The organism is Rhodanobacter sp. LX-99 (assembly GCF_018599185.1).
In the GTDB taxonomy this organism is placed as follows: Bacteria; Pseudomonadota; Gammaproteobacteria; order Xanthomonadales; family Rhodanobacteraceae; genus Rhodanobacter.
This window is the reverse complement of record NZ_JAHFVL010000003.1, coordinates 460,963-483,815: the sequence shown is the minus strand read 5'-3', so window position 1 is coordinate 483,815 and position 22,853 is coordinate 460,963. Positions and strand designations below refer to the sequence as shown.

At 67.3% G+C, this 22,853-nt stretch carries 20 protein-coding genes; 8 read left to right on the top strand and 12 right to left on the bottom strand.

Annotated elements, in window-relative coordinates:
* Positions 1–3: 3 nt before the first annotated feature.
* From KK131_RS16270 to KK131_RS16260, 3 genes are all read right to left on the bottom strand, one after another.
* A complete protein-coding gene (locus tag KK131_RS16270; RefSeq protein WP_214557756.1) occupies positions 4–297 on the bottom strand; it encodes a helix-turn-helix transcriptional regulator in 294 nt (97 codons plus the stop codon).
* Positions 294–1,622: a HipA domain-containing protein gene (locus KK131_RS16265; RefSeq protein ID WP_214557755.1), complete on the bottom strand. Its 1,329-nt coding sequence runs from the start codon at positions 1,620–1,622 to the stop codon at positions 294–296. Before KK131_RS16265 ends, KK131_RS16270 begins: the two co-directional genes overlap by 4 nt.
* A gap of 121 nt (positions 1,623–1,743) precedes the next feature.
* Entirely contained in the window at positions 1,744–2,352 is a 609-nt protein-coding gene (locus tag KK131_RS16260) for a YceI family protein (protein WP_214557754.1), read from the bottom strand.
* A gap of 183 nt (positions 2,353–2,535) precedes the next feature.
* On the opposite strand from KK131_RS16260, the gene KK131_RS16255 reads away from it, so the two are divergent.
* Both KK131_RS16255 and KK131_RS16250 read left to right on the top strand, forming a co-directional pair.
* Entirely contained in the window at positions 2,536–2,973 is a 438-nt protein-coding gene (locus tag KK131_RS16255) for a DUF3574 domain-containing protein (RefSeq protein ID WP_214557753.1), read from the top strand.
* A 40-nt stretch (positions 2,974–3,013) separates the two neighbouring features.
* Positions 3,014–4,600 (top strand): hypothetical protein, encoded by a 1,587-nt coding sequence (locus KK131_RS16250; RefSeq protein WP_214557752.1) that lies wholly within the window; start codon positions 3,014–3,016, stop codon positions 4,598–4,600.
* A 54-nt stretch (positions 4,601–4,654) separates the two neighbouring features.
* Here the strand turns inward: KK131_RS16250 and KK131_RS16245 are convergent, their stop codons facing one another.
* From KK131_RS16245 to KK131_RS16235, 3 genes are all read right to left on the bottom strand, one after another.
* On the bottom strand, positions 4,655–6,319 hold the full coding sequence (locus KK131_RS16245) for an APC family permease (protein ID WP_214557751.1): 1,665 nt from the start codon (positions 6,317–6,319) through the stop codon (positions 4,655–4,657).
* Positions 6,320–6,590: 271 nt separating this feature from the next.
* Complete coding sequence (locus KK131_RS16240; protein ID WP_214557750.1) at positions 6,591–9,530, bottom strand: DEAD/DEAH box helicase family protein; 2,940 nt, start codon at positions 9,528–9,530, stop codon at positions 6,591–6,593.
* Positions 9,527–11,458, bottom strand: a complete 1,932-nt coding sequence (locus tag KK131_RS16235) for a DNA methyltransferase (protein WP_345777269.1) — start codon at positions 11,456–11,458, stop codon at positions 9,527–9,529. Before KK131_RS16235 ends, KK131_RS16240 begins: the two co-directional genes overlap by 4 nt.
* A gap of 92 nt (positions 11,459–11,550) precedes the next feature.
* On the opposite strand from KK131_RS16235, the gene KK131_RS16230 reads away from it, so the two are divergent.
* Positions 11,551–12,000 (top strand): hypothetical protein, encoded by a 450-nt coding sequence (locus KK131_RS16230; RefSeq protein WP_214557749.1) that lies wholly within the window; start codon positions 11,551–11,553, stop codon positions 11,998–12,000.
* 83 nt (positions 12,001–12,083) lie between these two features.
* On the opposite strand, the gene KK131_RS16225 is transcribed toward KK131_RS16230, so the two are convergent.
* A complete protein-coding gene (locus tag KK131_RS16225; protein ID WP_214557748.1) occupies positions 12,084–13,466 on the bottom strand; it encodes an L-serine ammonia-lyase in 1,383 nt (460 codons plus the stop codon).
* Between the two features lie 77 nt (positions 13,467–13,543).
* Between KK131_RS16225 and KK131_RS16220 the strand changes: the two genes are divergently transcribed.
* A complete protein-coding gene (locus KK131_RS16220; protein WP_214557747.1) occupies positions 13,544–13,774 on the top strand; it encodes a glutaredoxin family protein in 231 nt (76 codons plus the stop codon).
* A 118-nt stretch (positions 13,775–13,892) separates the two neighbouring features.
* Here KK131_RS16220 and KK131_RS16215 read toward each other — a convergent pair whose 3' ends face one another.
* From KK131_RS16215 to KK131_RS16195, 5 genes are all read right to left on the bottom strand, one after another.
* Complete coding sequence (locus KK131_RS16215; RefSeq protein ID WP_214557746.1) at positions 13,893–15,272, bottom strand: GTP-binding protein; 1,380 nt, start codon at positions 15,270–15,272, stop codon at positions 13,893–13,895.
* A gap of 10 nt (positions 15,273–15,282) precedes the next feature.
* Entirely contained in the window at positions 15,283–15,828 is a 546-nt protein-coding gene (locus KK131_RS16210; RefSeq protein ID WP_214557745.1) for a YceI family protein, read from the bottom strand.
* The gene (locus tag KK131_RS16205) at positions 15,825–16,406 is read right to left on the bottom strand and encodes a cytochrome b (protein WP_214557744.1); all 582 of its coding nucleotides are present in this window, start codon (positions 16,404–16,406) and stop codon (positions 15,825–15,827) included. The genes KK131_RS16210 and KK131_RS16205 overlap by 4 nt, the downstream gene beginning before the upstream one ends.
* Complete coding sequence (locus KK131_RS16200; RefSeq protein WP_214557743.1) at positions 16,403–17,023, bottom strand: YceI family protein; 621 nt, start codon at positions 17,021–17,023, stop codon at positions 16,403–16,405. Before KK131_RS16200 ends, KK131_RS16205 begins: the two co-directional genes overlap by 4 nt.
* Positions 17,024–17,325: 302 nt before the next feature.
* Entirely contained in the window at positions 17,326–18,327 is a 1,002-nt protein-coding gene (locus KK131_RS16195; RefSeq protein WP_214557742.1) for a polyprenyl synthetase family protein, read from the bottom strand.
* A gap of 132 nt (positions 18,328–18,459) precedes the next feature.
* On the opposite strand from KK131_RS16195, the gene KK131_RS16190 reads away from it, so the two are divergent.
* The 4 genes from KK131_RS16190 to kdpA all read left to right on the top strand — a co-directional run bounded on the left by KK131_RS16190 (position 18,460) and on the right by kdpA (position 22,853).
* Entirely contained in the window at positions 18,460–19,662 is a 1,203-nt protein-coding gene (locus tag KK131_RS16190) for an MFS transporter (RefSeq protein ID WP_214557741.1), read from the top strand.
* A gap of 98 nt (positions 19,663–19,760) precedes the next feature.
* A complete protein-coding gene (locus KK131_RS16185) occupies positions 19,761–20,732 on the top strand; it encodes a DedA family protein/thiosulfate sulfurtransferase GlpE (RefSeq protein WP_214557870.1) in 972 nt (323 codons plus the stop codon).
* A 253-nt stretch (positions 20,733–20,985) separates the two neighbouring features.
* On the top strand, positions 20,986–21,078 hold the full coding sequence (gene kdpF, locus KK131_RS16180) for a K(+)-transporting ATPase subunit F (protein WP_082547600.1): 93 nt from the start codon (positions 20,986–20,988) through the stop codon (positions 21,076–21,078).
* Positions 21,075–22,853 carry a potassium-transporting ATPase subunit KdpA gene (gene kdpA, locus KK131_RS16175; RefSeq protein WP_214557740.1) on the top strand — a complete coding sequence of 593 codons (1,779 nt, stop codon included), beginning with the start codon at positions 21,075–21,077 and terminating at the stop codon, positions 22,851–22,853. Before kdpF ends, kdpA begins: the two co-directional genes overlap by 4 nt.

The following is a 22,853-nucleotide window of genomic DNA, read 5'->3' as shown; positions in this document are numbered from 1 at the left end:
GCTTCAGGATTTCGTGTCGGTGCCGGCCGGCGGCGTGCGCGACACGATGCCCACGCGCATGCCGAACGGCGCGAACACCGCGTTGAGCGTACGCACGGTTGGATTGCCCTGGTCGTGCTCGAGCTGCTGCAAGGTGTTGAGCGAGATCCGGCACATGCGGGCGAACTGCTCCTGACGCAGGCCGGTCAGTTCGGTGCGCAGCCGGCGCACGGCCGCGCCGATGCCGGTACGGCCGTCCAGCAGTTCCGCCTGCAATTGGGCCAGCAGCGCCTGGCGATCGGCGAGGGAGGCGCTCATACGAGCAGCTCCCAGCGGCGCAGGCGCGCGTCCAGTCCGCCCAGCGCGATGCGCGGGTGCTCGAACACCGCCTGCGGCAGGCCGAGGTCGCGCAGTAGGTCGGGCAGCGCGCGCAGCGTTTCGGCATCTTCGCGCAGCCCGTCGTACAGGCGCTGCGGGTCGCCCCACGGCCGCAGCGTCGCGCAGGCGGCGCGCCAGTCCACGTCGCCGGCGACTTCCGCCGGTGCAGGCCACTTGGTGGTGCGCGAGATGCCTTCCTCGTCCATCACCATCGGCGCCAGGTCGTAGACTGGAGCCAGCTCCAGCCGATCGGCGTGGCGCAGCACCGCGGTGTTGCGGCCGTGGTTGTCGCTGTTGCCCAGCACCAGGTTGAGCAGGTCGCGGCGCAGATACTCGCGCAGCAGCGCCGGCACGTCGCCGGCCTGGCCGGCGGCGGTCCAGGCCGCAGCCAGCGCGGCGACTGCCTGCGGATGGGTCATGTAGCTGCCGGGGCGGGTCACGCCGGCCAGCGCGTAGACCGATTCCACCGCGGTGCGCCGCACGGCGCCGGCGGTGATGGCACGATCGAAGCGCGGCAGCCACAGGCTGGGGCGAGCCGCTTCCTGCAGCCGCATCGCGTCGCCGCCGACCGCGGTGATACCCAGCTTCGCCAGGGCGCGGTAATAGCAGTATTCCGCGCGCAGGATCGCCTGGTCGATCGGCCCGCCGCTGCCGCGCGGGAACTTCACGAACCAGTGCCGGCGTGCCCGGGCATCGTCCAGCGTCGCGTCCGGGTGCAGCAGGCCGTCGGCGTCCTCGCTGAGCAGCAGCTTGGGCGCCTCGCCGCCGGCGCCGGTGGCGCCGCCGATCGCTGCGCCCTGTTCGTAGGCGTACTCCAGGAAGCGCGCGTCGCGGGCCACCACTTCGGCCATCGGGAAGCCGACCGACGGTCCGGCCAGCGCCTCGAACGCGGACTTGATGCGCAGGTGCCCGACCGGTGCCGGCGTGCATTGCGCCAGCAGCTGCAGATCGGTGGCGGCGTCGTCGGCCCGCACCGGCAGGGCCAGGCGCTGCAGCAGGAAACGCCGCGCCGCGCCGCTCGGCTCGATGTCGAACAGGAACGCCGGCCACTGCGGCTCGGTGCGGATGGTCCAGTCCAGCGGCAGCGTCGCGCTGGCGGCTGCCGCGGTGGTCGCGCCGAGCCGCTCCATGTGCGCCACGACGTAGGCATCCAGGTAGCCCAGCGTGCAGGGGCTGGCGTGGCCGTCGGCCGGGCGCAGGAACACCAGCTCCATGGCGTCGTGCCATTGGCCGTCCAGGTGAAGCTGCACGGTGAGAGGGTTCACGCAGATTCCTGCTACCCAATGAAATGGGTACAGTCTACCTCTTGCCGGCCTGAAAAACCAATATAAAGTGTTTATTAGCCATGATTAGCCATAAAAACATAATATAAAGTGTATTGGCGGATCAGCGTTGTGCGGTCTCCGCCTCGGCGATCGCCTCGACCTGGATGCGCAGCGTCACCGCCATGCTGAAGCCGTAGGGTTTGCCGGCGTCCATGCCGAACGCGTCGCGCTGGAACGTGGCCAGCGCGTCGGCGCCGCACACTTCGCGTTTCAGCATCGGATGCGGCATGCACTTGAAGCTGTCGATCTTCAGCTCCAGCGGGCGGGTCACGCCATGCAGGGTAAGCGTGCCGATCGCGCGGGTCGGCTTGCCGTCGACAAAGCCGGCGAGCTGACCCTTGTATATGGCCCGCGGATATTTCGCCGTGTCGAACAGCTCCTCGCCCTGCGCCTTTTCATTGAGCTGGTCCTGGCCGAAGTCCGCGCTCTTCATGTCCACGACGACATTCACCGTGCCGCTGCCGCCAGCCTTGTCCAGCGTCACCGTGCCGCTGCTGTGGTTGAACTTGCCGCGCCATACCGACAGCCCGCCGAGATGGTCGGCCTCGAAGCTGGGGTAGGTGTGGTCCGGGTCCAGCCGGTATTTCACTTCGGCGGCACTGGCCGTGCTCAGCGACAACCAGGCGAGCAGGCCGAGTGCATGGCCGAGAGTGCGGGTCTTGGGCGACATGGGCGGTTTCCTTTTTGGGCGAGAGGAGTGGGAGCTTGCAGGGACGACGAACCGGGTGGTGCGATTTCGACAATGTGCGTGGCCGGGTGGAGCCGCCGTTCCCGGTTGCGCCACGGCGCGGTTGCTGCCGATACTCTCGCCTGCCGTACGTCCGGAAGTCCAAATGCAAAAGAAGATGGCTCGATGAATGCCCGCCCGCTGGCCACGCTGGCATGCCTGCTCGCCCTGCTTGCCGGTTGCACGGCGCCGGGCGCGGTGCGGCACGGCGGCGCGACGCATCCGGCACAGGCGCAGGGCTGGGTCGACACCCGGCTGTACTTCGGCCTGGGCCCGGCCGACCAGCCGCAGCAGGGCATCAGCGAGAAGGCCTGGCGGGAGTTCCTCGACCGCGAGGTGACGCCGCGCTTCCCCGACGGCCTCAGCGTGCTCGACGCCTACGGCCAGTGGCAGGGCGCGCAGTCGGCGAGTCCCGAGCGGCTGCGCTCGAAGCTGCTGGTGATCGACCATGCGGACACGGCAGCGAACCGCGCCAAGGTCGAGGCGATCCGCACGGCATGGAAGCGGCGCACCGGCGATCAGTCGGTGCTGCGCGTGACCCAGCCGGCGGACGTGTCATTCTGAGCCGCCACCCATCCGTGCAGACCCCAGGCAGGTTTCCCGCGTGAACACTTCAGGCAACCGCTGGTTCGCCCCCGGCGACCTCAATGGCTTCCTCGGCCTGGTGGTGGACAACCTGTCCATCATGGGCTTCCTCGCCGCGGCGCTGATCGGCCTGTTCGGCTTTCCCGCGGACATCGTGTTCCTGCGCATGTTCCCGGGCACCGCGCTGGGCGTGCTGCTGGGCAACTTCGCGTATACCGCGATGGCGCGCCGGCTGGCGCGGCGCCGCGGCAGCGACACCGTCACCGCGATGCCGCTGGGGCTGGATGCGCCGACCAGCATCGGCATGGCGCTGCTGGTGCTCGGCCCGGCCTTCCTCGGCTTCAGGCAGGGCGGCATGGACGAACACGCCGCGGCGATCGCCACCTGGCAGCTGGGCATGGCCTCGCTGGTGGTGATGGGCGTGCTGAAGTTCGTGCTGTCGTTCTTCGGCGCGATGGTGCAGCGGCACGTGCCGCGCGCCGGCCTGCTCGGTTCGATCGCCGGCATCGCGCTGGTGCTGATGGGCTTCCTGCCGCTGGTGGAGATCCTCAAGCTGCCGGTGGTGGGTTTTGCCGGTCTCGGCGTGGTGCTGTACGCGCTGGTGGCGCACGCGCGGATGCCGTTCGGACTGCCCGGCGTGCTGGTGGCGTTCGTGCTTGGCGCGCTGCTGTACTACGGGCTCGGCCCGCTGGGCTGGCTGGGTGCGGGCTACCACGCGCCGGCGGCGTGGCAATGGCGTTTCGCGCTGCCGTGGCCGACCCTGCAGTGGGTGGACGGGCTTGCGTACATCGTGCCGTACCTGCCGCTGATCCTGCCGTTCGGCCTGCTGATGGTGGTGGGCGGCATCAACGTCACCGAGAGCGCGCGTGCCGCCGGCGATGACTATTCCACCCGCGACATCCTGCTGGTCGAGGCGCTGGCGACGCTGGCGGCCGGCTTCTGCGGCGGTGTGGCGCAGACCACGCCGTACATCGGCCAGCCGTCGTACAAGGCGATGGGCGCGCGCAGCGGCTATACCCTGCTCACCGGCATCGTGATCGGGCTGGGCGGCGTGTTCGGTTATCTGTCGAACCTGGTCGAGCTGGTGCCGCTGCCGGTGCTGGCGCCGATCCTGGTGTTCGTGGCGATCGGCATCACCGTGCAGGCATTCGAGGCGACGCCGATGCGCTACGCGGCCGCGGTGGTGTTCAGCTTCTTTCCGGCGATCGCGCGGATGCTCACGATCAAGCTGAGCGACCCGGCCTACGTCTCGCCCGAACACTTCGCCCAGCTGTTCAACGACGGCACGCACGGCATCTCCGAGCTGGCGGTGATCACCGTGCTGGGCAACGGCTTCATCATCACCTCGATGGTCTGGGCCAGCTTCGTGGTGGCGCTGATCGACCGGCGCCCGCTGCGCGCCGCACTGATCCTGCTGCTCGGCGGGGCGCTGAGCCTGTTCGGGGTGATCCACTCGGTGGAACTTTCCGGTGGCATCTATTTGCCGTGGCTGCTCGATGCGGCCTCGCGCAGCATCGTGTGGCAGTTCGCCGGGGCCTACGGGGTGCTGGCGATCGTGCTGGTGCTGCTGTCGCTGGGCGGCCGCGAGCGGGCGGCCGTTCGCTGAAAACAAGAACGCGCGGCTCGTCGCCGCGCGTTCGGGTCAAACGGGTGGTCGGGTTCAGTGCCCGGTGATGCGCTCCGCGGTCTCTTCATCCGGCGGTACCAGCGGCGCATTCGGGTCGACCCTCGCCTCCAGTTCCGCCGCTTCCACCGACGGCGTGCGCCAGCCGGACTTCACGCCCCACAGGTAGAACACCAGGCCGATCACGGCGACCACGGCCAGATCCATGCCGTAGGACAGGTAACCCTTGCCACCGAAGATAGTGCTGCCGGCCCAGGAGACCAGGGCCAGCGTGGGCAGGTAGAACACCAGCCACCAGGCACCCTTCATCTGCCGCCCGAAATCGTGCCAGCCGGACTTGGCCTGGTAGTAAAAATACACCGGCAACGCGACCACCATCAGCAGGATGATTTCGCCGGTCAGCGGCCACTTGGCCCAGTACAGCAATTCGGTGGACATGATGAAGGCGATCCCGGCCAGCACCGACAGGCCGCCCAGCCGCAGCGGACGGTGCAGCCCCGGTGCGGTGCGACGCAGCGTCATCACGCTGACCGGGCCGGTGAGGTAGGAAATGATCGTGGCGACCGAGATCACCGCCGCCAGCGAACCCCAGCCGCGGAAGAAGAACAGGAACATGAACGACACCGCCAGATTCACCCACATCGCCGGGCGCGGAATGCCCCACTTCGGGTGCACGCGGCCGAGGATCTTCGGCAGCGTGCCGTTGCGCTCCATGCCGTAGAGCATCCGCGCGGTGGTGGCGGTGTAGGTCATGCCGGTGCCGCTGGGGCTGATCACCGCATCGATGAACAGCAGCGTGGCCAGCCACTGCAGGCCCAGGATGATCGCCAGGTCGGCGAACGGCGAGCTGAAATCGATCCCGTGCCAGCCGACGTTGGCCAGCATTTCCCGCGGTACCGCGCCAATGAACGCCACCTGCAGCAACACGTAGACCACCGTGGCCAGCAAGATCGAGCAGACGATCGCGAACGGTATGCTCTTGCCCGGGTTGCGCGCTTCGCCGGCCAGGTTCACCGGGCTCTGGAATCCGTTGAAGCTGAACACGATGCCGGCGATCGCGACGGCCGTGAGGATCGAGGGGAAGTCGGTCTTGTGCAGCTCGCCGTGGATGCCGACGCTGAAATTCTCGGCATGGAAACCGCTGGCGATCAGCAGCACCGCGGTGAGCGCGGGGATGATCAGCTTGAACAGGGTGATCGCGGTGTTCGAGCGCGCGAACAGCTTGACGCTCCAGAAGTTGAACAGGAAATACATCACCACCAGCGCCGCGGCGATCAGCAGGCCGTTGGTGCTCAGCTCGCCGTGCCCCCCGGGCATCTGGTGATAAAGGTCCTTCGCCCACTGCCACTTCCACGACGACATGTATTGCGCCGAAGCCTCGGCTTCCACCGAGATCACCGAGACGATCGCGATCCAGTTCGCCCACGCCGCGATGAAACCGACCAGCGAGCCGTGCGAGTAGTGGCCGTAACGCACCATGCCGCCGGATTCGGGAAACATCGCCCCCAGTTCGGCGTAGGTCAGCGCCACCGTCATGATGATCGCCGCACCGATCACCCAGGCCCAGATGGCCCCCGGGCCGGCGATCTGCGCCGCGCGCCACGCGCCGAACAGCCAGCCCGAACCGATGATCGAACCCAGGCCGGTAAGCATCAGGGCGAACGGGCCGACGTCGCGGCGAATCTGGCTGGCTTGGGACATGGAAGCTCCTGCGGAGGGCGTCAGATGCGCCAAAAAGAGGCTGATGGTTGCAGAACTGGCCGCCCCCTGTCACCCCGCAGAAGTCATGCGGGGTGTTGACGCCTCCGGATTTCCCCTCCGCTGCAGGCGAAGCAGGAAGCCTTCGCCCCTCCCCCTGTTCTCAGGGGGAGGTTGGGAGGGGGTAAAGCTTTTCGCTCTGTTGTCCAGAATGAAGATCAAAAGCTGACCCCTCCCCAACCCTCCCCTGCAGGCAGGGGAGGGAGCAGCAAGTTCAGAGGGCCAGGCCGCCCTGCGACTGCGCCGTGGGCACCGCGCGAGCGCGCGAGAACGCCAGCAGTTCGCCCAGCCGCGCACCTTTGTCACGCCAGTCGTGAAACAGCGACTCGCCGACCAGCGCGTAATGCCAGGCCCGTCCGCCACGCAGCTCCGCATCCAGCGCATTGATCCGCTCGCACCAGGTGGTCGCCGCCTTCAGCTTGCGCTGCACGTTCGGGTGGCCGACCTGCTCCTGCGCCTTGGTCTCGACCAGGTAGATGGCGTCGGCCGTGCGCACCAGGAAGTCCGGGATGTAGAACGCGGGCATGCCGTCGTCCTTCACGTAGCGCAGGCGCGCGAAGTCGTGGCGGTTCTCGCTGATCTTGCAGAACGCCTCGACGCCGGCATCGGTTTGCGCCCACTCGATGAACGCACGCTCCAGTCCGCCGCTGCGGGTCGGGTAGGGCAGGCGCGTATAGATGCACTTGGTCACTTCCAGCGAGGCGCTTTCGCGCACCATCAGCCTGGTCACCTCGGACAGGCGGCGATGGCGCACCTCGGTGTTGCCGCTGACGGTGTGTTCCTCGGCACGCACCAACGCCAGCCCGAAGATCTTCACGATGTGGTCGATCACCGGCTGCAGCAGCAACAGCCGCCAGCCTTCATCTTCAAATGGCTCGAAGCTTTCGTTGAACAGCCGCTCGCGGATGTAGTCGTCCAGCGCGGTGGCGAACGCGGCGGTGTTCATCTGCAGGTAGGGGCGATCCAGGTGCGGCGAGATCTTGTTGCCCTTCGGCAACGGGTGATTCAGCGCCTGGCTCACGCGCCGGGTCAGCCGCGACAGCAGCTCGTTGTAGCCGCTGACGTTCATCGCCACGCCGTCGACGCGGTAATCGCCAAACAGCGTGCTGCTCTGCAGGTCCTGCGAGGTGAAGGTGTCGCCCTTGCCCAGAAGTTCGGCCAGCTTCGCGCGGCTCATCGCGCTGAACGGCGGCAACGCGGCGACGCCGATCGGCAGGTGTTCGACGTTCTCGTCCGCTTCGCGCAGGATGAACGGGATCGCGAAGTCGTACTGCTCGAAATCCTCGCGCAGTTCGGCGGCGATCAGGTCGCCGGTGCTGCTGTCCTCGTCGTCATCACCGGTCGAGCCTACCAGGCCTTCGGCCATCAGTTCGTCGTAATAGCTCTGAAATGCCGGGTGCTCGACGATCGAGAGGATGTCGATCATGGAGCCGGGTTCTTCGCCACGGTTGATCCGCTCGCGGTTTTCGCGCTTGATGTCGACAAACTCCGGGTCGCGCCACATGAGTCGCAGGCCACGGCCTATCAACTGCTCGACCAGAATGGGTGCCTGGCTTGCACGTAGCGGCACGATCACGCAGATATTGTTGACGTCGAAGCCTTCGCGCAGCATCAGCACATTGACGATCACCCGCGGCTGCACGTGCTTGTCCACGTTGAACAGGCGTTGACGCAGCGGTGCCCAGTCTTTTTCACCAAGGTCTTTCTTTTTCCCTGAGTCTACGGTGATCACATCTTCCGGGTGCAGTCCTTCGTTGCGCAGGAACTCTTCGACCAGCGGAGATACCGACGTGTCCTCGCATACCACCAGCATCTTCGGGTGGCGGTCGGGGTCGAGCCGGGCGAAATCCGCCTCCAGCTTGCGCAGCTTCTGCAGGCCGGCGCGCAGCATCACGCGTTGGCCTTCGGAAAGCTGCACGTTGCCATCCTCGTCGCGCTCGGCCTTGAACTCCAGCGGCAGCACGCCCAGCTCCTTGCGCTTGTCCAGCACCAGCGACTTCACCAGGCCCAGCCGCATCGCGTCCTTCAGGTCGAAGTCCACCACGATGTGCGGGAAGTACAGCTTGGCCTTCTTCTTGCCGCTGCCGATGTCGTTGTACGGCGTGGCGGAAAAATCCATCTGCACGAAGCGGCGACCCTTGCCCGTGGCGATGATCGACAGGCTCTTCTGCCACTCGACCTCGGTGGTCTCGCCTTCCTTCTTCAACTCATGGATGTGGTGCGCCTCGTCGTTGAACACCATCAGGTCGGGCAGGTCGGCGAGATAGGAGAGCACGTTGCCGCGCGCCCAGCGCCGGTCCAGCACGTCGAGGCTGTTGCCGGTGGCGCGCCCCGGGGTCAGCGGCAGCACGGCATAAGCCACGCGGGCCGCGTCGGCGACCATGCCGGGCGTGTCGACCCATTCGGCTTCTTCCTGCTCCGCCTCCTCCTCGGCTTCGCTGAGCAGGTGCCAGTTGGTGATCGCGATCATGCCGTTGCCGGTGGCCTTCAGGCCGATCTCCTGCTTCTGGCAGACATTGCCGCGCACGAACTGCGCGATCCGTTCGCGCCGCGCGGGCGGGGTGAACAACTCGGCGTAGCTGGCGATGTCGGAACTGGCGAAGTCGCGGCTCTTGTCCTCGTTCTCCTTGCCGAGGAACGCATCGAGCAGCCGCTCATACACGATCAGCCCCGGCGCCACGATCAGGAAGCGGCGGGTGAAGCGCGGATCGTCGCGCCCTTCGTCCAGCGCCGCGGTCTTGTTCAACAACTGCCACACCAGCAGCGCCTGCAGCACCCAGGTCTTGCCGGTGCCGGTGGCCATCTTCAGGCAGTACTTCGGGTGGCCGTGCTTGCCTTGCGTCACATCGGCGAGGCGAGTGCCTTCCAGCAGCGCATCGGCGCACACCTGCTGGTACAGATCCTTCAGGTTCGGGCTGTCCAGCACCTCGTGCGCCACGATCACGTTGAGGATCGCCTGGCGCTGGCCGGGATGGAAATTGAACGTGCGCGACTGGCAGGCGTCGTCGCCGAACCACCAGCGCAGCAACTCGGCGGTCTCCGGCGTCACCAGCTCGTAGATGTCGGCGATGCCCTGTTCCAGGCCGATGCAGAGCTGTTCGGTGCGGCGGGTGAGGGCGGTGGCCAGTGCCAGTGGCTGGTTGGCATCAGTCATGGCCTGGTCCCCGCCACCACCTGTACAACTTCCGCTTCGAAGCCGAACACGTCGACCACCCGCACGCAGACGCGCCGCTCGCCGGCCTTGCGCGGCACATTGAAATGGGCTTCGGTCACCACGCGCAGCGGGTCGTCGTCGTTGGCGGTATTGCCGCGGTAGTCCTGCCATACCGAGCGGAACACCGATCCGTCGTAGTCCGGGTCCACGGCCCAGTACTCGATCAGCGCCAGCGGTTCGGTGTTGGCCACCTTGAGCAGCTTCTTGCGATTGTCCTCGTCCAGGTTGATCGCCTCGGGCGAGAGCAGCACGTAGTTGTCCAGCGTGACCTGCAACTGCTCCTCGTCGCCGCTGCGCTGGCGGCGCACCGGCTTGATCGTGAGGTACTGCAGGCTGGAAAAACGCACCTGGCCGCGCAGCTTCTCGATGCCGCCCTTCTTGCGCAGGCGGTCGAGCAGGTCGGGCGGGATCACCAGCACTTCCAGCCGCGGGTCGTTCAGCGCGGTGATGCTCTGCCCGATCGACGGTTCGAAATTCCAGCCCAGCACCACCACCCGGTCCCAGCCGCCGAGCAGGTGCTCGCGCTGGGCGATCGCCTTGCGCAAGGTGGCGTCGCCGGTGAGCTTGTTCGGCGAATCCACCAGCACCAGTGTCTTCTTGCCGCCGTACACCACTGCGCCGAGATTGCGCAGCGGGTTGTCCTCCGGCTGCAGCGGCAATGCGCCGTACAGCGACAGCACGATCCCCGACAGGTCACCCACGCGGAAGCTGCGCCCCAGCGAACTCTTCGCCGCCTCGACCTGGTAGTCGCCGATCGCCTGGTACAGGAACGGCTTCGCTCCCTGGTCGATCAGCCGTTTGCGCATGATCATGCAGGCGGGCTTGCCGAGGTCGGTGGTGATCCAGCGGCGGCCGAGTTTTTCGGCGACGGCGGCGGTGGTGCCGGAGCCGCCGAAGAAGTCGGCGACGAGACCGTCGTTTGGGGAGCTTGATTTTAGGATTCGTTCGAGTAGTGCCGTAGGCTTCTGCGTTGCATACCCGACGCGATCCTTCGACATCGAGTTCTCGTATGGTATCTCCCAAACATCGTTTGGGATCATGCCCTCGTCAGGGTAGTAGGTTCGCCATTTCCCAGCATCAAATCGCTTTCGGCATTGTTTTCCTTGCTCGTCCACGTCACGAAAATGGGAAGAAATGTATTCTGCCGAGTAAGGGATCTTTGCATTGCTTTCATCGAAAAAGGCCTCGTCTGCCTTTCCGTAGCAATAGATGGCATCGTGTTTCTGAGCAAATCGATCAGTGGGTCGGCCAAGTGTCGAGTAGTACCAGATGACCTCATTACGCAATCTCTGTCGGCCGAAGATGTCGTCGAGAACAGTTTTTACGTAATGTCCCACATGCCAATCCAGATGCACGTAAATCGACCCGCTATCGCTCAATAGTTCCCGCATCAGGATCAACCGCGGCGTGATCATCGCCAGATACGACGCCGTGCCGTCCGACCACGTATCGGAATACGCGAACTGCTCGATCACCGTCGGCTTCTGTTCCAGCTCCACGCCTGGCAGGGAAACCTTGGTGCGGTAGTCGGCCTTGGAGTCGAACGGCGGATCGATGTAGATCAGGTCGACCTTGCCGCGCAGGCTGGGCGTGTGTTCGTCGCCGGCCAGCAGAGCGGCCATCGTCAGCAGGTTGTCGCCGTAGATCAGGCGGTTGGTCCAGTCGGCAGTGCCTTCGTCGCCCAGGTGCGCCTGCCGGTTCGCCGCAGTGATCCAGTCGCTGTCGCGCGTGTCCTTCGACGGCAGCACCCACTCGCGCGTCTGCAGGCTGACCCGGTGGCGTCCTTCCAGGCTCTCCAGGATCTTCTCGGCCTGCTGCCGTCCGCGGGCGACGATCTCGGGGAGCTGTTCCAGCAATGACTTGGGCACGTCGATCGTTCCCTGAATTAACTTCAAACGTTAATTATAGTGAACTCGTAACGTGAACTGGTAGTGGGGAGTGATCGGTAAGTTGCCGAAGGATGAGCAACGTACGCGCCGAATTCTCGAAACGCCTGGCTGCCGCGATGACCGCGCAGGGCTATGAGCCGCGCCCGGGCGTGCTGTCAACGCAGTTCAACGTTCGGTTCAAGGGCGCTTCGGTGAGCTTTACGACGGCTTCGCGCTGGTTGAATGACGGGGCGATACCCGAGTACGAAAAGCTGGTCGCGCTGGCAGACTGGCTGAAGGCGGATCCCTGTTTCCTGCTGTTCGGTGATCGTGCTTCGCGTGGCGTTCGCGCGGCCAGGCAGGTCAAGGAGGATGCGCCGCTCTATGACGACCAGAAGGTTTTCGACATCTACCGCACGCTGCCACCGACGCAGCAGAAGGCCGTGTGCGAGGTGATCATGGCCTTTGCGGCAACGGCTTCAAGGCGCTCGAGTCCGGCCAAACCCATGGCAGACACCAAATCATCACACCGCAAGTCCTGACCAGGAATGTCGCGACGTTTGTAGGGTGCGCTTCTACGTGAAGCATCGCCCGCGAGCGGGCTCCTACAAGGGGTGAGCGAGACTCAGCACTCGATGACGTTCACCGCGAGGCCGCCGCGGCTGGTTTCCTTGTACTTGTCCTTCATGTCGCGGCCGGTGTCGCGCATGGTCTTGATCACCTTGTCGAGGCTGACGCGGTGCTTGCCGTCGCTCTTCAGCGCCATGCGGCTGGCGTTGATCGCCTTGACCGAGCCCATCGCGTTGCGTTCGATGCAGGGGATCTGCACCAGGCCGCCGATCGGGTCGCAGGTGAGGCCGAGGTTGTGTTCCATGCCGATCTCGGCGGCGTTCTCGACCTGCATCACGTTGCCGCCGAGCGCGGCGGTGAGGCCGCCGGCGGCCATCGAGCAGGCCACGCCGACTTCGCCCTGGCAGCCCACTTCGGCGCCGGAGATCGAGGCGTTTTCCTTGTACAGGATGCCGATCGCGGCGGCGGTGAGCAGGTAATTGACGATGCCTTCGTCGTCCGCCTTCGGGCAGAAGCGCAGGTAGTAGTGACCGACCGCGGGCACGATGCCGGCGGCGCCGTTGGTGGGCGCGGTGACCACGCGGCCGCCGGCGGCGTTTTCCTCGTTCACCGCCAGCGCGTAGAGGTTCACCCAGTCGAGGATGGTCAGCGGGTCGCGCAGCGCGGCTTCCGGCGCGTTGCGCAATTCCTCGGCCATCGCCGGCGCGCGACGGGTGACTTTCAGGCCGCCAGGCAGCACGCCGGGCGAACGCAGGCCGCGGGTCACGCAGTCCTGCATCGCTTTCCAGATGGTCAGCAGGCCGGCGCGGGTCTCCGCCTCCGGACGCCACACGCTCTCGTTCGCCATCATCAGCTGGGCGATGGTCAGCTTGTGCTGCTTGCACAGCGCCAGCATTTCGTCGCCGCTGCTGAACGGGTAGGGCTGGGCGGTGGTGTCGGCGACGATGCGGTCTTCGGCGGCCTCGTCGGTATTGACCACGAAGCCGCCGCCGACCGAGTAGTAGTCGCGGCTGGCCAGTTCGTTGCCGTCGGCGTCGTACGCGGAAAAGCGCATGCCGTTGGTGTGGAACGGCAGCTTCTGGCGCTTGTTGAAGACCAGGTCGGCCTTTTCGTCGAAGGCGATCTCGTGCTTGCCCAGCAGGCGGATGCGGCCCGTGCCGCGGATGCGTTCGAGCGTGGCGGGGATCTGGTCGGGATCGACCGTATCCGGGTGCTGGCCCTCGAAGCCGAGCAGCACCGCCTTGTCGGTGCCGTGGCCGCGGCCGGTCATCGCCAGCGAGCCGTACAACTCGGCGCGCACGCGGGCGACCCGATCCAGCGCGCCTTTCTCTTCCAGCCAGCGTTCGGCGAAACGCGCGGCGGCGCGCATCGGCCCCACCGTGTGCGACGACGAAGGTCCGATGCCGATCTTGAACAGGTCGAATACGCTGACGGCCATGGCTGTACTGCTGGGGAAGGAGATGAACCGGCTATTCTACGCGGCACCCTCGTCTTTGGCAGTCCATTCGCAAGCGCATGTCCTACCTGATCCTGTACCAGCGCGACTATTGCCACCTGTGCGACCTCGCACTGGCCGTGCTGGCCGAGGCGCGCGCGCCGGATTTCGACAGCGTGTGGGTGGACGACGCGGACGCGCTGGAACAGCGCTACGGCACCCGCGTGCCGGTGCTGCGCGATGCCCGCGACGGGCGCGAACTGGATTGGCCGTTCGATGCCGCGGCGGTGCGGACGTTTCTGTCGAAGTGAACTCCCTTCCCTGCAAGGCAGGGGAGGGTTGGGGTGGGGTCGCTCTTGATCTTCCCCCGCAAGCTCGGACAACCCCCTCCCAACCTCCCCCTGCAAGGCAGGGGGAGGAGTAATTCCGCTACGCGCGGCGGGTTTTCAGCCGCTTGAGGATTTCCTCGCGCGCCTCGCGCAGGATCGAGTCGCGGTCGAGGCTGGCCACGATGTCGGCGACGGCGCGCTTGGCGCCGGCTTCGCCCCAGGATTTGCCGGCGATCAGGTAGCGTTCGGCGGCGCGGCCGATCAGCACGGTGGCATACCAGCCGAGCGCGCCTTGCGCCGCGGCGGTGACCACGACCGACAGGCCGGCGCTCATGCCTTTCAATGCCGAGGCGACCAGCTGCATGCCCCAGATCGCACCCATCAGCGCGGCCAGTTGCGCCGAGATCACCGCCACCAGCCGGCCGGATTCGGCGCGGGTCAGCGGCAGGCCGTAGACGCGCGACAGCTGCACCACCATCGCCGCGTCCAGCCCGGCGGCGGCGAGCAGGTCGGCCACCGGGATCGGGTTCAGCGCCACCGCCACGCCCTTGGCGAGGCAGTATTGGCGGATCAGTTTCGCCGCCACGACCTGGCGCGTCTGCGCGATGCGTGCGCTGACCTGGTCGGTGAGCCGGCCGGCGTACAGGCCGGCGTTGATCGCCGACAGCGTCTTGCCCTCGCGTGCGGCGATCGCCAGCAGGCGTTCGCGCAGGGCGGCGACGTCGGGAAGGCGCGCTTGCTCGCGCACCTGTTCGTGCCCGCGCGCGTCGACCCCGACCACGCGCTGCGCGGCTGGATGCGCCGCCACCGCGAGCACGTCTTCCGCACGTACCAGGCCGGTCACGCGCAGGCGCAAGTGCTGCAGCAGGCTGTCCAGTTCGTCGCGGCCGTAGCGGTCGGCCTTGTTCAACGCCAGCAGCAGCGGACGCTGGGTGGCGGCGAGCGTCTTCAGCGCGTCGAGTTCCTCGCGGGTAAGGTCGCCGTCGCAGACGAACACCACCAGGTCGCTGACCTCGGCCACCTCGAACGCCAGCCGTTCGCGCGCCTCGCCCTCGAGCTCGTTGATGCCGGGCGTGTCGATCAGCACCAGGCCGTCGTGCTGCGCCTCGTCGAGCATCGCGTGTTCGGCGTCGGTGGTGGTGCCGTGCAGGACGCCCATCGCGAACGCCTCGCGGCCGAGCAGTGCATTGCCCAGCGCGGACTTGCCGGCGGAGACGCGGCCGAACACGGCGACATGCAATTCGCCGCGCTCGAGCTTGTCCAGCATGGCTTCGATGCGTGCGAAGTCGCTTGCCAGTTCGCCGCGCACCGCGGCCGGGATGGTCGGGTCGTCCAGCAGGGCGCGCAGGCTGTCGGCTACCCGCGTCGAACCGGCCGTGTCGCGGGAAGGCGGCATGGTCACGCCGCGGCCCGGATCAGGCCTGATCCCGTCGGACCTGATCCAGCCGCGCAGGCGCCGCCACAATGTGTCGCTCGCCATCGCGGCGGCGTTACTTCGGTGCCAGTTGCAGGTGCGCGGTGACCTTCACGTCGCCGCCGATCACCGAGGTGTCGGCGTAGTCGCCGGTGCCCACGCCGAAGTCCAGCCGCTTCACCGTGCCGGCCACGTCCAGCGTGGCGCCGCCCGCCTGCGGCTTGAACGTCACCTCGAGGCTCACCGGTTTGGTCACGCCGCGCAGGGTGAGCGTGCCGTCGGCGATCACCTTGCCGCCGTTCCGGCGGAAGCCGGTGGTGACGAAATGGGCTTTCGGGAATTTCGCCGTGTCGAAGAAATCCGGCCCGGGCAGCGCGGTATCGCGATCGTTGTCGCCGGTGTTCACGCTGGCCAGGTTCACTTCCACGTCGAACTTCGAGCTGGCGAGGTTCGCCGCGTCGTAGCTGATCGCCGCGGTCCACTGGCCGAACCGGCCGTTGAACGATTCGCCCTGGAAGGTGTTGCTGAAGCCGAGCGTGCTGGCCGCCGGCTGCACGGTGTAGTCGGCGGCCGCGGCGATGCCGGGCAGGGCGAGCGCCAGCAGGATGGCGAGGCGTTTCATGGTTGATCTCCTTCGGAAGGGCTGCGTTCGCGCAGGCGGCCGAACGGCAGCATCCGGCGCAGCACGTTGTCGTTGTCGAACACGTGGTGCTTCAGCGCGCCGCCGACATGCGCCACCAGCACCAGCAGCAGGAACCAGAACAGGTACTCGTGCACGCCGTGCGCAAGATCGCGCAGCGCGTCGTTCTTCGCCGCCAGCGCCGGCAGGTTGAACTGCTTGAACCACTGCAGCGGCTTGCCGGTGACCGAATTGAACCACCAGCCGCTGAGCGGCAGCAGCACGATCAGCACGTACAGCACGCCATGCGCCGCCTGCGCGGCGAGTCGCTGCCAGCGCGGTGCCGGTTCCTCGGACGGGCGGCGGTCGGCCCAGCGCCACGCGATGCGCAGCAGCACCAGCGCCAGCACGGTCAGGCCGATCGACTTGTGCAGGGCCAGCCAGTTGATCTTCTGCATCGGCGAATGCGCCAGGTCCATCAGCAAGCCGAACAGGCCATTGCCGAGGATGCCCAGCGCGATGACCCAGTGGAAGAACTTGGCGACCGAACCCCACTGGCGGTCGTTGCTGCGCAGACTCATGGTTGCTCCTTCGCGGATGGAACGGCATGCTCGTCGCTGGTCGCCTCCAGCTCCAGCCACACGTTGACGCCGGCGCCGATCGAGTTGGGGTTGGCGGTGATGCCGAAGTCGTTGCGGTCCAGGCTGGCGGTAGCCGAGAAGCCAGCCACCTTGTGCGGCTCGTAGATGGTCTTGGCGGCACGGTTGAAGGTGAATGCCAGGTCCAGCGGACGGGTGACGCCGCGCAAGGTCAATTGCCCGTGCAGCACGCCGTGCTGGTCGTCCTTGCGCTCGATGCCGGTGCTGCGAAAGTGCGCGTAGCGGTGGTTCGCGCAGTCGAGCAGGGCCGGCTTGCACACCGCCTTGTTCCAATCGGCGTCGCCCATGTCCAGGCTGGCCAGGTCGATGTCCAGCTCGGTCGCCGCCGTGCTCCAGTCGCCCGGGTCGAAACGCAGCCAGCCGCGCGCGATGTGCAGCCGCCCGAACGGACGCGAGTAGCCGTTGTGGCTGATGCTGAAGACGACCTGGCTGTGCACCGTGTCGTAGCGCCAGCCGTCCCCGTCGGCATGCGCCGCCGCCAGCGGCAGCAGGGTCGCCGCGAGACACCACAGCCAGCGGGTTGAGCGCAAACGGAACATGGGGCGAAGTCTGGCCGATTGACGGCGAGGCTGCCAGCGTTGGTGGCTGAACGATGGGTTTCCGCAGGCGAGCCAATCGGTCGGGGTGCGCCGGAAAAAACGTTCGCCCCCGGATCAAGTCCGGGGCAGGCTCTGAGCTTGTCGAAGGGCGTTGCCGGGTGCCTGGCCATCGCTGCGGGCTCCTTCCGCCCATCCTTCGACAGGCTCAGGACGAACGGAAGGGGGCCGGCTCAGGACGAACGGAGGGGCGGGCTCAGGGTGGATGGAAGAGGGTGAGATCGGGGGGGAAAGCCGCCACGTCTTCAGAACGTGCGCTGCACCGAGTAGTCGGCCAGGGTGGCCAGGGCGTCGCGGTGGGCCGAGGATGGCAGGGTGGCGAGGGCGGCGCGGGCGGCATGGGCGTGGCGCAGGGCGCGTTCGCGGGTGCGTTCCAGGGCGCCGGAGTCGCGGATCGAGGCGATGATGCGGTCGAGCGAATCGAGGCCGCCGTGCTCGATCGCGTGGCGCAGCGACTGCGCCTGTTCCGGGTTCGCTTTCTCCAGCGCGTAGATCAGCGGCAGGGTCGGCTTGCCCTCGGCGAGGTCGTCGCCGATGTTCTTGCCCAGCGTGCCGGCGTCGCTGGTGTAGTCGAGCAGGTCGTCGGCGATCTGGAACGCGTAGCCGAGTTCCATGCCATAGCAACGCAGTGCATTCACCTGCTTTTCGGGCAGGCCGCCGAGGATGCCGCCCAGTTCGGTGGCGGCGGCGAACAGCACGGCGGTCTTGCGTTCGATCACGGCGAGATAGGCCGCCTCGCTCACGTCGGCGTTGCCGATGTTGAGCAGCTGCAGCACTTCGCCCTCGGCGATCGTGTTGGTGGTGTCGGCGAGGATGCGCATGATGCGCATGTCGTCCAGTTCCACCATCAGCTGGAACGAGCGCGAGTACAGGAAGTCGCCGACCAGCACGCTGGCGGCGTTGCCCCACAGCGCGTTGGCGGTCTTGCGGCCGCGGCGCAGGTCGGATTCGTCGACCACGTCGTCGTGCAGCAACGTGGAGGTGTGGATGAACTCGATGATCGCGGCGAGCTTGGTGTGGCGTTCGCCGCGGTAGCCGGCGGCACCGGCGGCCAGCACGTGCAGCATCGGGCGCAGCCGCTTGCCGCCGCCGGCGATGATGTGGTCGGCGATCTGGTTGATCAGCACCACGTCGGAGGACAGCCGCTGGCGGATCAGCGCGTCGACGCGCTGCATGTCGGCGGCGGCGAGGTCGCGCACCTGGGCGAAGTCGGCGGGGCGGGTGGCGTCGGCGGGCATCAAATTCATGGAGGCATCACAGCGGCGTAGAAAGTGATTATAGAGGGTGCAGGAAGTTGCGCCGCGACATGTCGCCACAAACCGCTGCACGGGGCGCGACCTTATAATGCCGGCCATGCCTCTATCGACACCCCTCCCCCGGTGAGCAAACTCACGAGCCTGGAACTGCGCAGCGCGTTGACGCTGGCCTGCGTGATCAGCCTGCGCCTGTTCGGCCTGTTCCTGATCATGCCGGTGTTCTCGCTGTACGCGAAGACGATGCCCGGCTCCACCGGCTTCATGATCGGGCTGGCGCTGGGCGTCTACGGCATCGGCCAGGTGCTGCTGCAGATCCCGCTGGGGTTGCTGTCCGACCGCATCGGGCGCAAGCCGGCGATCACCCTGGGCCTGCTGCTGTTTGCTGCAGGCGGGCTGATCGCGGCGATGTCGCACACCCTCACCGGCATCGCGATCGGTCGCGCCGTGCAGGGCATGGGCGCGGTGGCCGGCGCCGGCATCGCGCTGGCGGCGGATCTCACCGCCGAGGAAAACCGCGGCAAGGCGATGGGCATCATCGGCGTGTCGATCGGCCTGGCGTTCCTGCTGGCGCTGATCCTGGGGCCGCCGCTGGAGGCGATCGCCGGGTTGCCTGGCCTGTTCGCCGCCACCTCGATCCTGGCGCTGGTTTCGCTGGCGCTGCTGTGGCTGATCGTGCCCACGCCGGTACGCGCGCGCGCGCCGGCCGCGGCGGGTTTCGGCCCGGTGCTGGCGATGCTGCGCGACAGCCGCATGCTGGTGCTGAACGGCTCGGTGTTCTTCCTGCATGCCCTGCTCACCGCCAGCTTCGTCGGACTGCCGCTGCTGCTGGCGAACACGCTGCACCTGCCGGTGAACCGGCATTGGGAACTGTACCTGCCGGTGATGACGGTGGCCGCCTTCGTGATGGGCGCGACCATGCACCATATGCGCGAGATCGCGCAGAGCCTGCGCATCGTGACGGTGTGCGTGGTGGCGATCGGGCTGGCCCTGCTCGGCTTCGCGCTGTCCGGCAGCCACCTGGCCGCGTTCAGCGTGGCCGCGGCGGTGTTCTTCTCCGCGTTCAACCTGCTCGAGGCGGCGCTGCCCAGCCTGGTTTCGCGGCTGGCCCCGGAACATCTGCGCGGCGCGGCGATGGGTGCCTACTCGACCAGCCAGTTCATCGGCGCGTTCGTGGGTGGCACGTTCGGCGGCATCGCGCTGGGCCGGCTCGGCCCGGACGGCGTGTTCGTCTGCGCCGCGGCGCTGACCCTGCTGTGGCTGCCGCTGGTGATCGCCGGCTCGCGGCGGATCGGCCGTGCGATGGCCATACAGGCACTGCCCGTTTAGGGACTCGAAGGGTTTGCAATAGCCGCCCGGCGGCCCAATCATGGGTGCGCGCGGCGTTGCCGCATCGTGCATCGAGTACCGCTCCGATGGCTCATGAAATCATCACGCTGATCGCGCAGTACGGCGTGCTGCTGGTGTTCCTCAACGTGCTGGTGACCCAGCTTGGCGCACCGGTGCCGGCGGTGCCGACGCTGGTGGTGGCCGGTGCGCTGGCGGCGGGCGGACAGGTGCCGGCGGTCGGCGTGCTGCTGGTCGCCGTGATTGCCTGCCTGCTCAGCGACGCGCTGTGGTACGCGGCCGGCCGGCGCTACGGCGCGGGCGTGATGCGCCTGCTGTGCCGCATCTCGCTGTCGCCGGATTCGTGCGTGCAGCGCTCCGAGCTGCAGTTCCAGCGCTGGCGCGGGCAGGTCCTGCTGATCGCGAAATTCGTGCCCGGACTGGCTACGGTGGCGCCGCCGCTGGTGGGCGCGATGGGCCTGCCGCTGTCGCGGTTCATGTTTTTCGACGGGCTGGGTTCGCTGCTGTGGGCCGCGGTGGCGGTCGGGCTGGGCTATGCCTTCGCCGCACAGATCGACGACCTGCTGGCGGCCATCGCGAATGCCGGCACGCTCGCGCTGGAGGTGCTGCTGGGCCTGCTGGCGCTGTACGTCGTCGCGCGCTGGTGGCAGCGCCGGCACCTGCTGCGCACGCTGCGCATGGCGCGCATCACGGTCGAGGAACTGGAGCGGGCGCTGAGGTCGGAGCCGGCGCCGGTGGTACTCGACGTGCGGGCGGAGGGGTCGCGGCTGCTCGATGCGCGGGTGCTCCCCGGCGCACTGCTGCTCGACGACCGCGGCATCGACCGCAGCGTGCACGACATCCCGTTCGATCGCGAGCTGGTGGTCTACTGCAACTGCCCGAACGAGGTGTCCGCGGCCAGGGTCGCCAAGATCCTGATCGCGCAAGGCTACCGCCGGGTACGTCCGCTGCTCGGCGGGCTGGATGCGTGGGACGCGGCTGGCTATCCGGTCGATCGGCTGCCTTCGTCGGTGGGCGTTGCGGATGACGGAGCCGCACGCGCCACCGGCTGATCGCCACCCGCCGAAAATTTACGCGTTGCATACGCGGATCGGCCGAATCGCTACCCCTTTCTTATACGGCGCTTCCTACAGTGCCCGCCTCATCCCTGAGGCGGCCTCGATGGATTTCGTCTACCTGTTGTTCCTGCTCGTGCTGTGCGCGGCCGTGCTCGGCTTCCTGCTGCTCTGCGACCGGCTCGGCCCGCGCCAATGAGCCGCATCCACCGCCTTCCTCATCCGCCTTCCCGAGCGTGAGTTCCCTGCCATGAATGTCCTTTATGTCCTCGCCACGCTGATCGCGGTGGCGCTGACCGGCTACCTGTGCGTGGCCCTGCTCAAACCGGAGTGGTTCGAATGACCACGAATGATTTTCTCCAGACCGGCCTGTTCCTGCTCGTCTTGCTGCTGCTGGTGAAGCCGGTCGGCAGCTACATGGCGCTGGTCTTCGCCGATGCGCCGAACCGCATCACCCGCTTCGGCGGCCGCGTGGAGCGCGGCATCTATCGTCTGTGCGGCATCAGCAGCAGCGATGAAATGGGCTGGAAGCGCTACGCGCTGGCCATGCTGCTGTTCAACGTGCTCGGCCTGCTGGCCGTATATGCGCTGCAGCGGACGCAGCCATGGCTGCCGCTGAACCCGCAGCATTTCGCCGCGGTGGCGCCGGATTCGGCGATGAACACCGCGATCAGCTTCGCCAGCAACACCAACTGGCAGGGCTACGCCGGCGAGTCGACGATGAGCTACCTGACCCAGATGCTGGGCCTGGCGGTGCAGAACTTCCTCTCCGCGGCGACCGGCATCGCGGTGCTGGTGGCGGTGGTGCGCGGCTTCAGCCGGCGCAGCGCGCTCAGCATCGGCAACTTCTGGGTCGACCTCACGCGCAGCACGCTGTACGTGCTGCTGCCGCTGTCGCTGCTGATGAGCCTGCTGCTGGTCTCGCAGGGCGTGGTGCAGAACTTCAGGCCGTATGTCGACGTGCCGGTGCTGCAGGCGGGCAGTTACTCCACGATCGCGGAGGACGCCGCCGGCCACGACGTGGGCACGCAGGCGGCGGTCACCACACAGACGCTGCCGATGGGCCCGGCCGCCTCGCAGGTCGCGATCAAGCTGCTCGGCACCAACGGCGGCGGCTTCTTCAACGCGAACTCGGCGCATCCGTACGAGAACCCCACGCCGTTCTCCAACTTCATCGAGATGCTGGCGATCTTCCTGATCCCCGGCGGCCTGTGCGTGATGTTCGGCCGCATGGTCGGCGACCGGCGGCAGGGCCGGGCGATCCTCGCCACGATGCTGCTGATCTTCGTCCCGCTGGCGATCGGCCTGGTCGCGGCGGAGCAGGCCGGCAACCCGGCGCTGCACGGGCTGGCGGTGGATGCGCACGCCTCGGCGCTGCAGGCCGGCGGCAACATGGAGGGCAAGGAGACGCGCTTCGGCATCGCCTCGTCCGGCCTGTTCGCGGCGATCACCACGGCCGCCTCGTGCGGTGCGGTGAACGCGATGCACGATTCGCTGACCCCGCTCGGCGGCCTGGTGCCGATGTGGCTGATGCAGCTGGGCGAGGTGATTTTCGGCGGCGTCGGCTCCGGTCTGTACGGCATGCTCGCGTTCGCCGTGGTGGCGGTGTTCATCGCCGGGCTGATGGTGGGCCGCACGCCGGAATACCTCGGCAAGAAGATCGAGGCCCACGAAATGAAGATGGCCAGCCTCGCGGTGCTGCTGCCGTGCGCGCTGGTGGTGATCGGCACGGCGATCGCGGTGACGCTGCCGGCCGGCGCGGCGGGCGTGGCCAATCCCGGTGCGCACGGTTTCAGCGAGATGCTGTACGCGGTCAGTTCGGCGTCGAACAACAACGGCAGCGCGTTCGGCGGCCTCTCCGCCAACACGCCGTTCTGGAACGTGCTGCTGGGCGCGTGCATGTTCCTGGCGCGCTTCCCGCTCGCCATCGCGATGCTGGCGATGGCCGGTTCGCTCGCCGCCAAACGGCATGTGCCCGAATCCGCCGGCACGCTGCCCACGCACACGCCGCTGTTCGTCGCGCTGCTGGCCTGCGTGGTGATCGTGGTCGGCGCACTTACCTTCCTGCCGGCGCTGGCCCTGGGGCCGATCGCCGAATCCCTGATGTCGGGACACTGA

Excerpts from the sequence above, each read along its gene's own strand:
- KK131_RS16270 (WP_214557756.1), bottom strand. The coding sequence starts at position 297 with ATGAGCGCCTCCCTCGCCGATCGCCAGGCGCTGCTGGCCCAATTGCAG.
- KK131_RS16260 (WP_214557754.1), bottom strand. The coding sequence starts at position 2,352 with ATGTCGCCCAAGACCCGCACTCTCGGCCATGCACTCGGCCTGCTCGCC.
- KK131_RS16255 (WP_214557753.1), top strand. The coding sequence starts at position 2,536 with ATGAATGCCCGCCCGCTGGCCACGCTGGCATGCCTGCTCGCCCTGCTT.
- KK131_RS16245 (WP_214557751.1), bottom strand. The coding sequence starts at position 6,319 with ATGTCCCAAGCCAGCCAGATTCGCCGCGACGTCGGCCCGTTCGCCCTG.
- KK131_RS16240 (WP_214557750.1), bottom strand. The coding sequence starts at position 9,530 with ATGACTGATGCCAACCAGCCACTGGCACTGGCCACCGCCCTCACCCGC.
- KK131_RS16230 (WP_214557749.1), top strand. The coding sequence starts at position 11,551 with ATGAGCAACGTACGCGCCGAATTCTCGAAACGCCTGGCTGCCGCGATG.
- KK131_RS16225 (WP_214557748.1), bottom strand. The coding sequence starts at position 13,466 with ATGGCCGTCAGCGTATTCGACCTGTTCAAGATCGGCATCGGACCTTCG.
- KK131_RS16220 (WP_214557747.1), top strand. The coding sequence starts at position 13,544 with ATGTCCTACCTGATCCTGTACCAGCGCGACTATTGCCACCTGTGCGAC.
- KK131_RS16215 (WP_214557746.1), bottom strand. The coding sequence starts at position 15,272 with ATGGCGAGCGACACATTGTGGCGGCGCCTGCGCGGCTGGATCAGGTCC.
- KK131_RS16210 (WP_214557745.1), bottom strand. The coding sequence starts at position 15,828 with ATGAAACGCCTCGCCATCCTGCTGGCGCTCGCCCTGCCCGGCATCGCC.
- KK131_RS16205 (WP_214557744.1), bottom strand. The coding sequence starts at position 16,406 with ATGAGTCTGCGCAGCAACGACCGCCAGTGGGGTTCGGTCGCCAAGTTC.
- KK131_RS16200 (WP_214557743.1), bottom strand. The coding sequence starts at position 17,023 with ATGTTCCGTTTGCGCTCAACCCGCTGGCTGTGGTGTCTCGCGGCGACC.
- KK131_RS16195 (WP_214557742.1), bottom strand. The coding sequence starts at position 18,327 with ATGAATTTGATGCCCGCCGACGCCACCCGCCCCGCCGACTTCGCCCAG.
- kdpF (WP_082547600.1), top strand. The coding sequence starts at position 20,986 with ATGAATGTCCTTTATGTCCTCGCCACGCTGATCGCGGTGGCGCTGACC.
- kdpA (WP_214557740.1), top strand. The coding sequence starts at position 21,075 with ATGACCACGAATGATTTTCTCCAGACCGGCCTGTTCCTGCTCGTCTTG.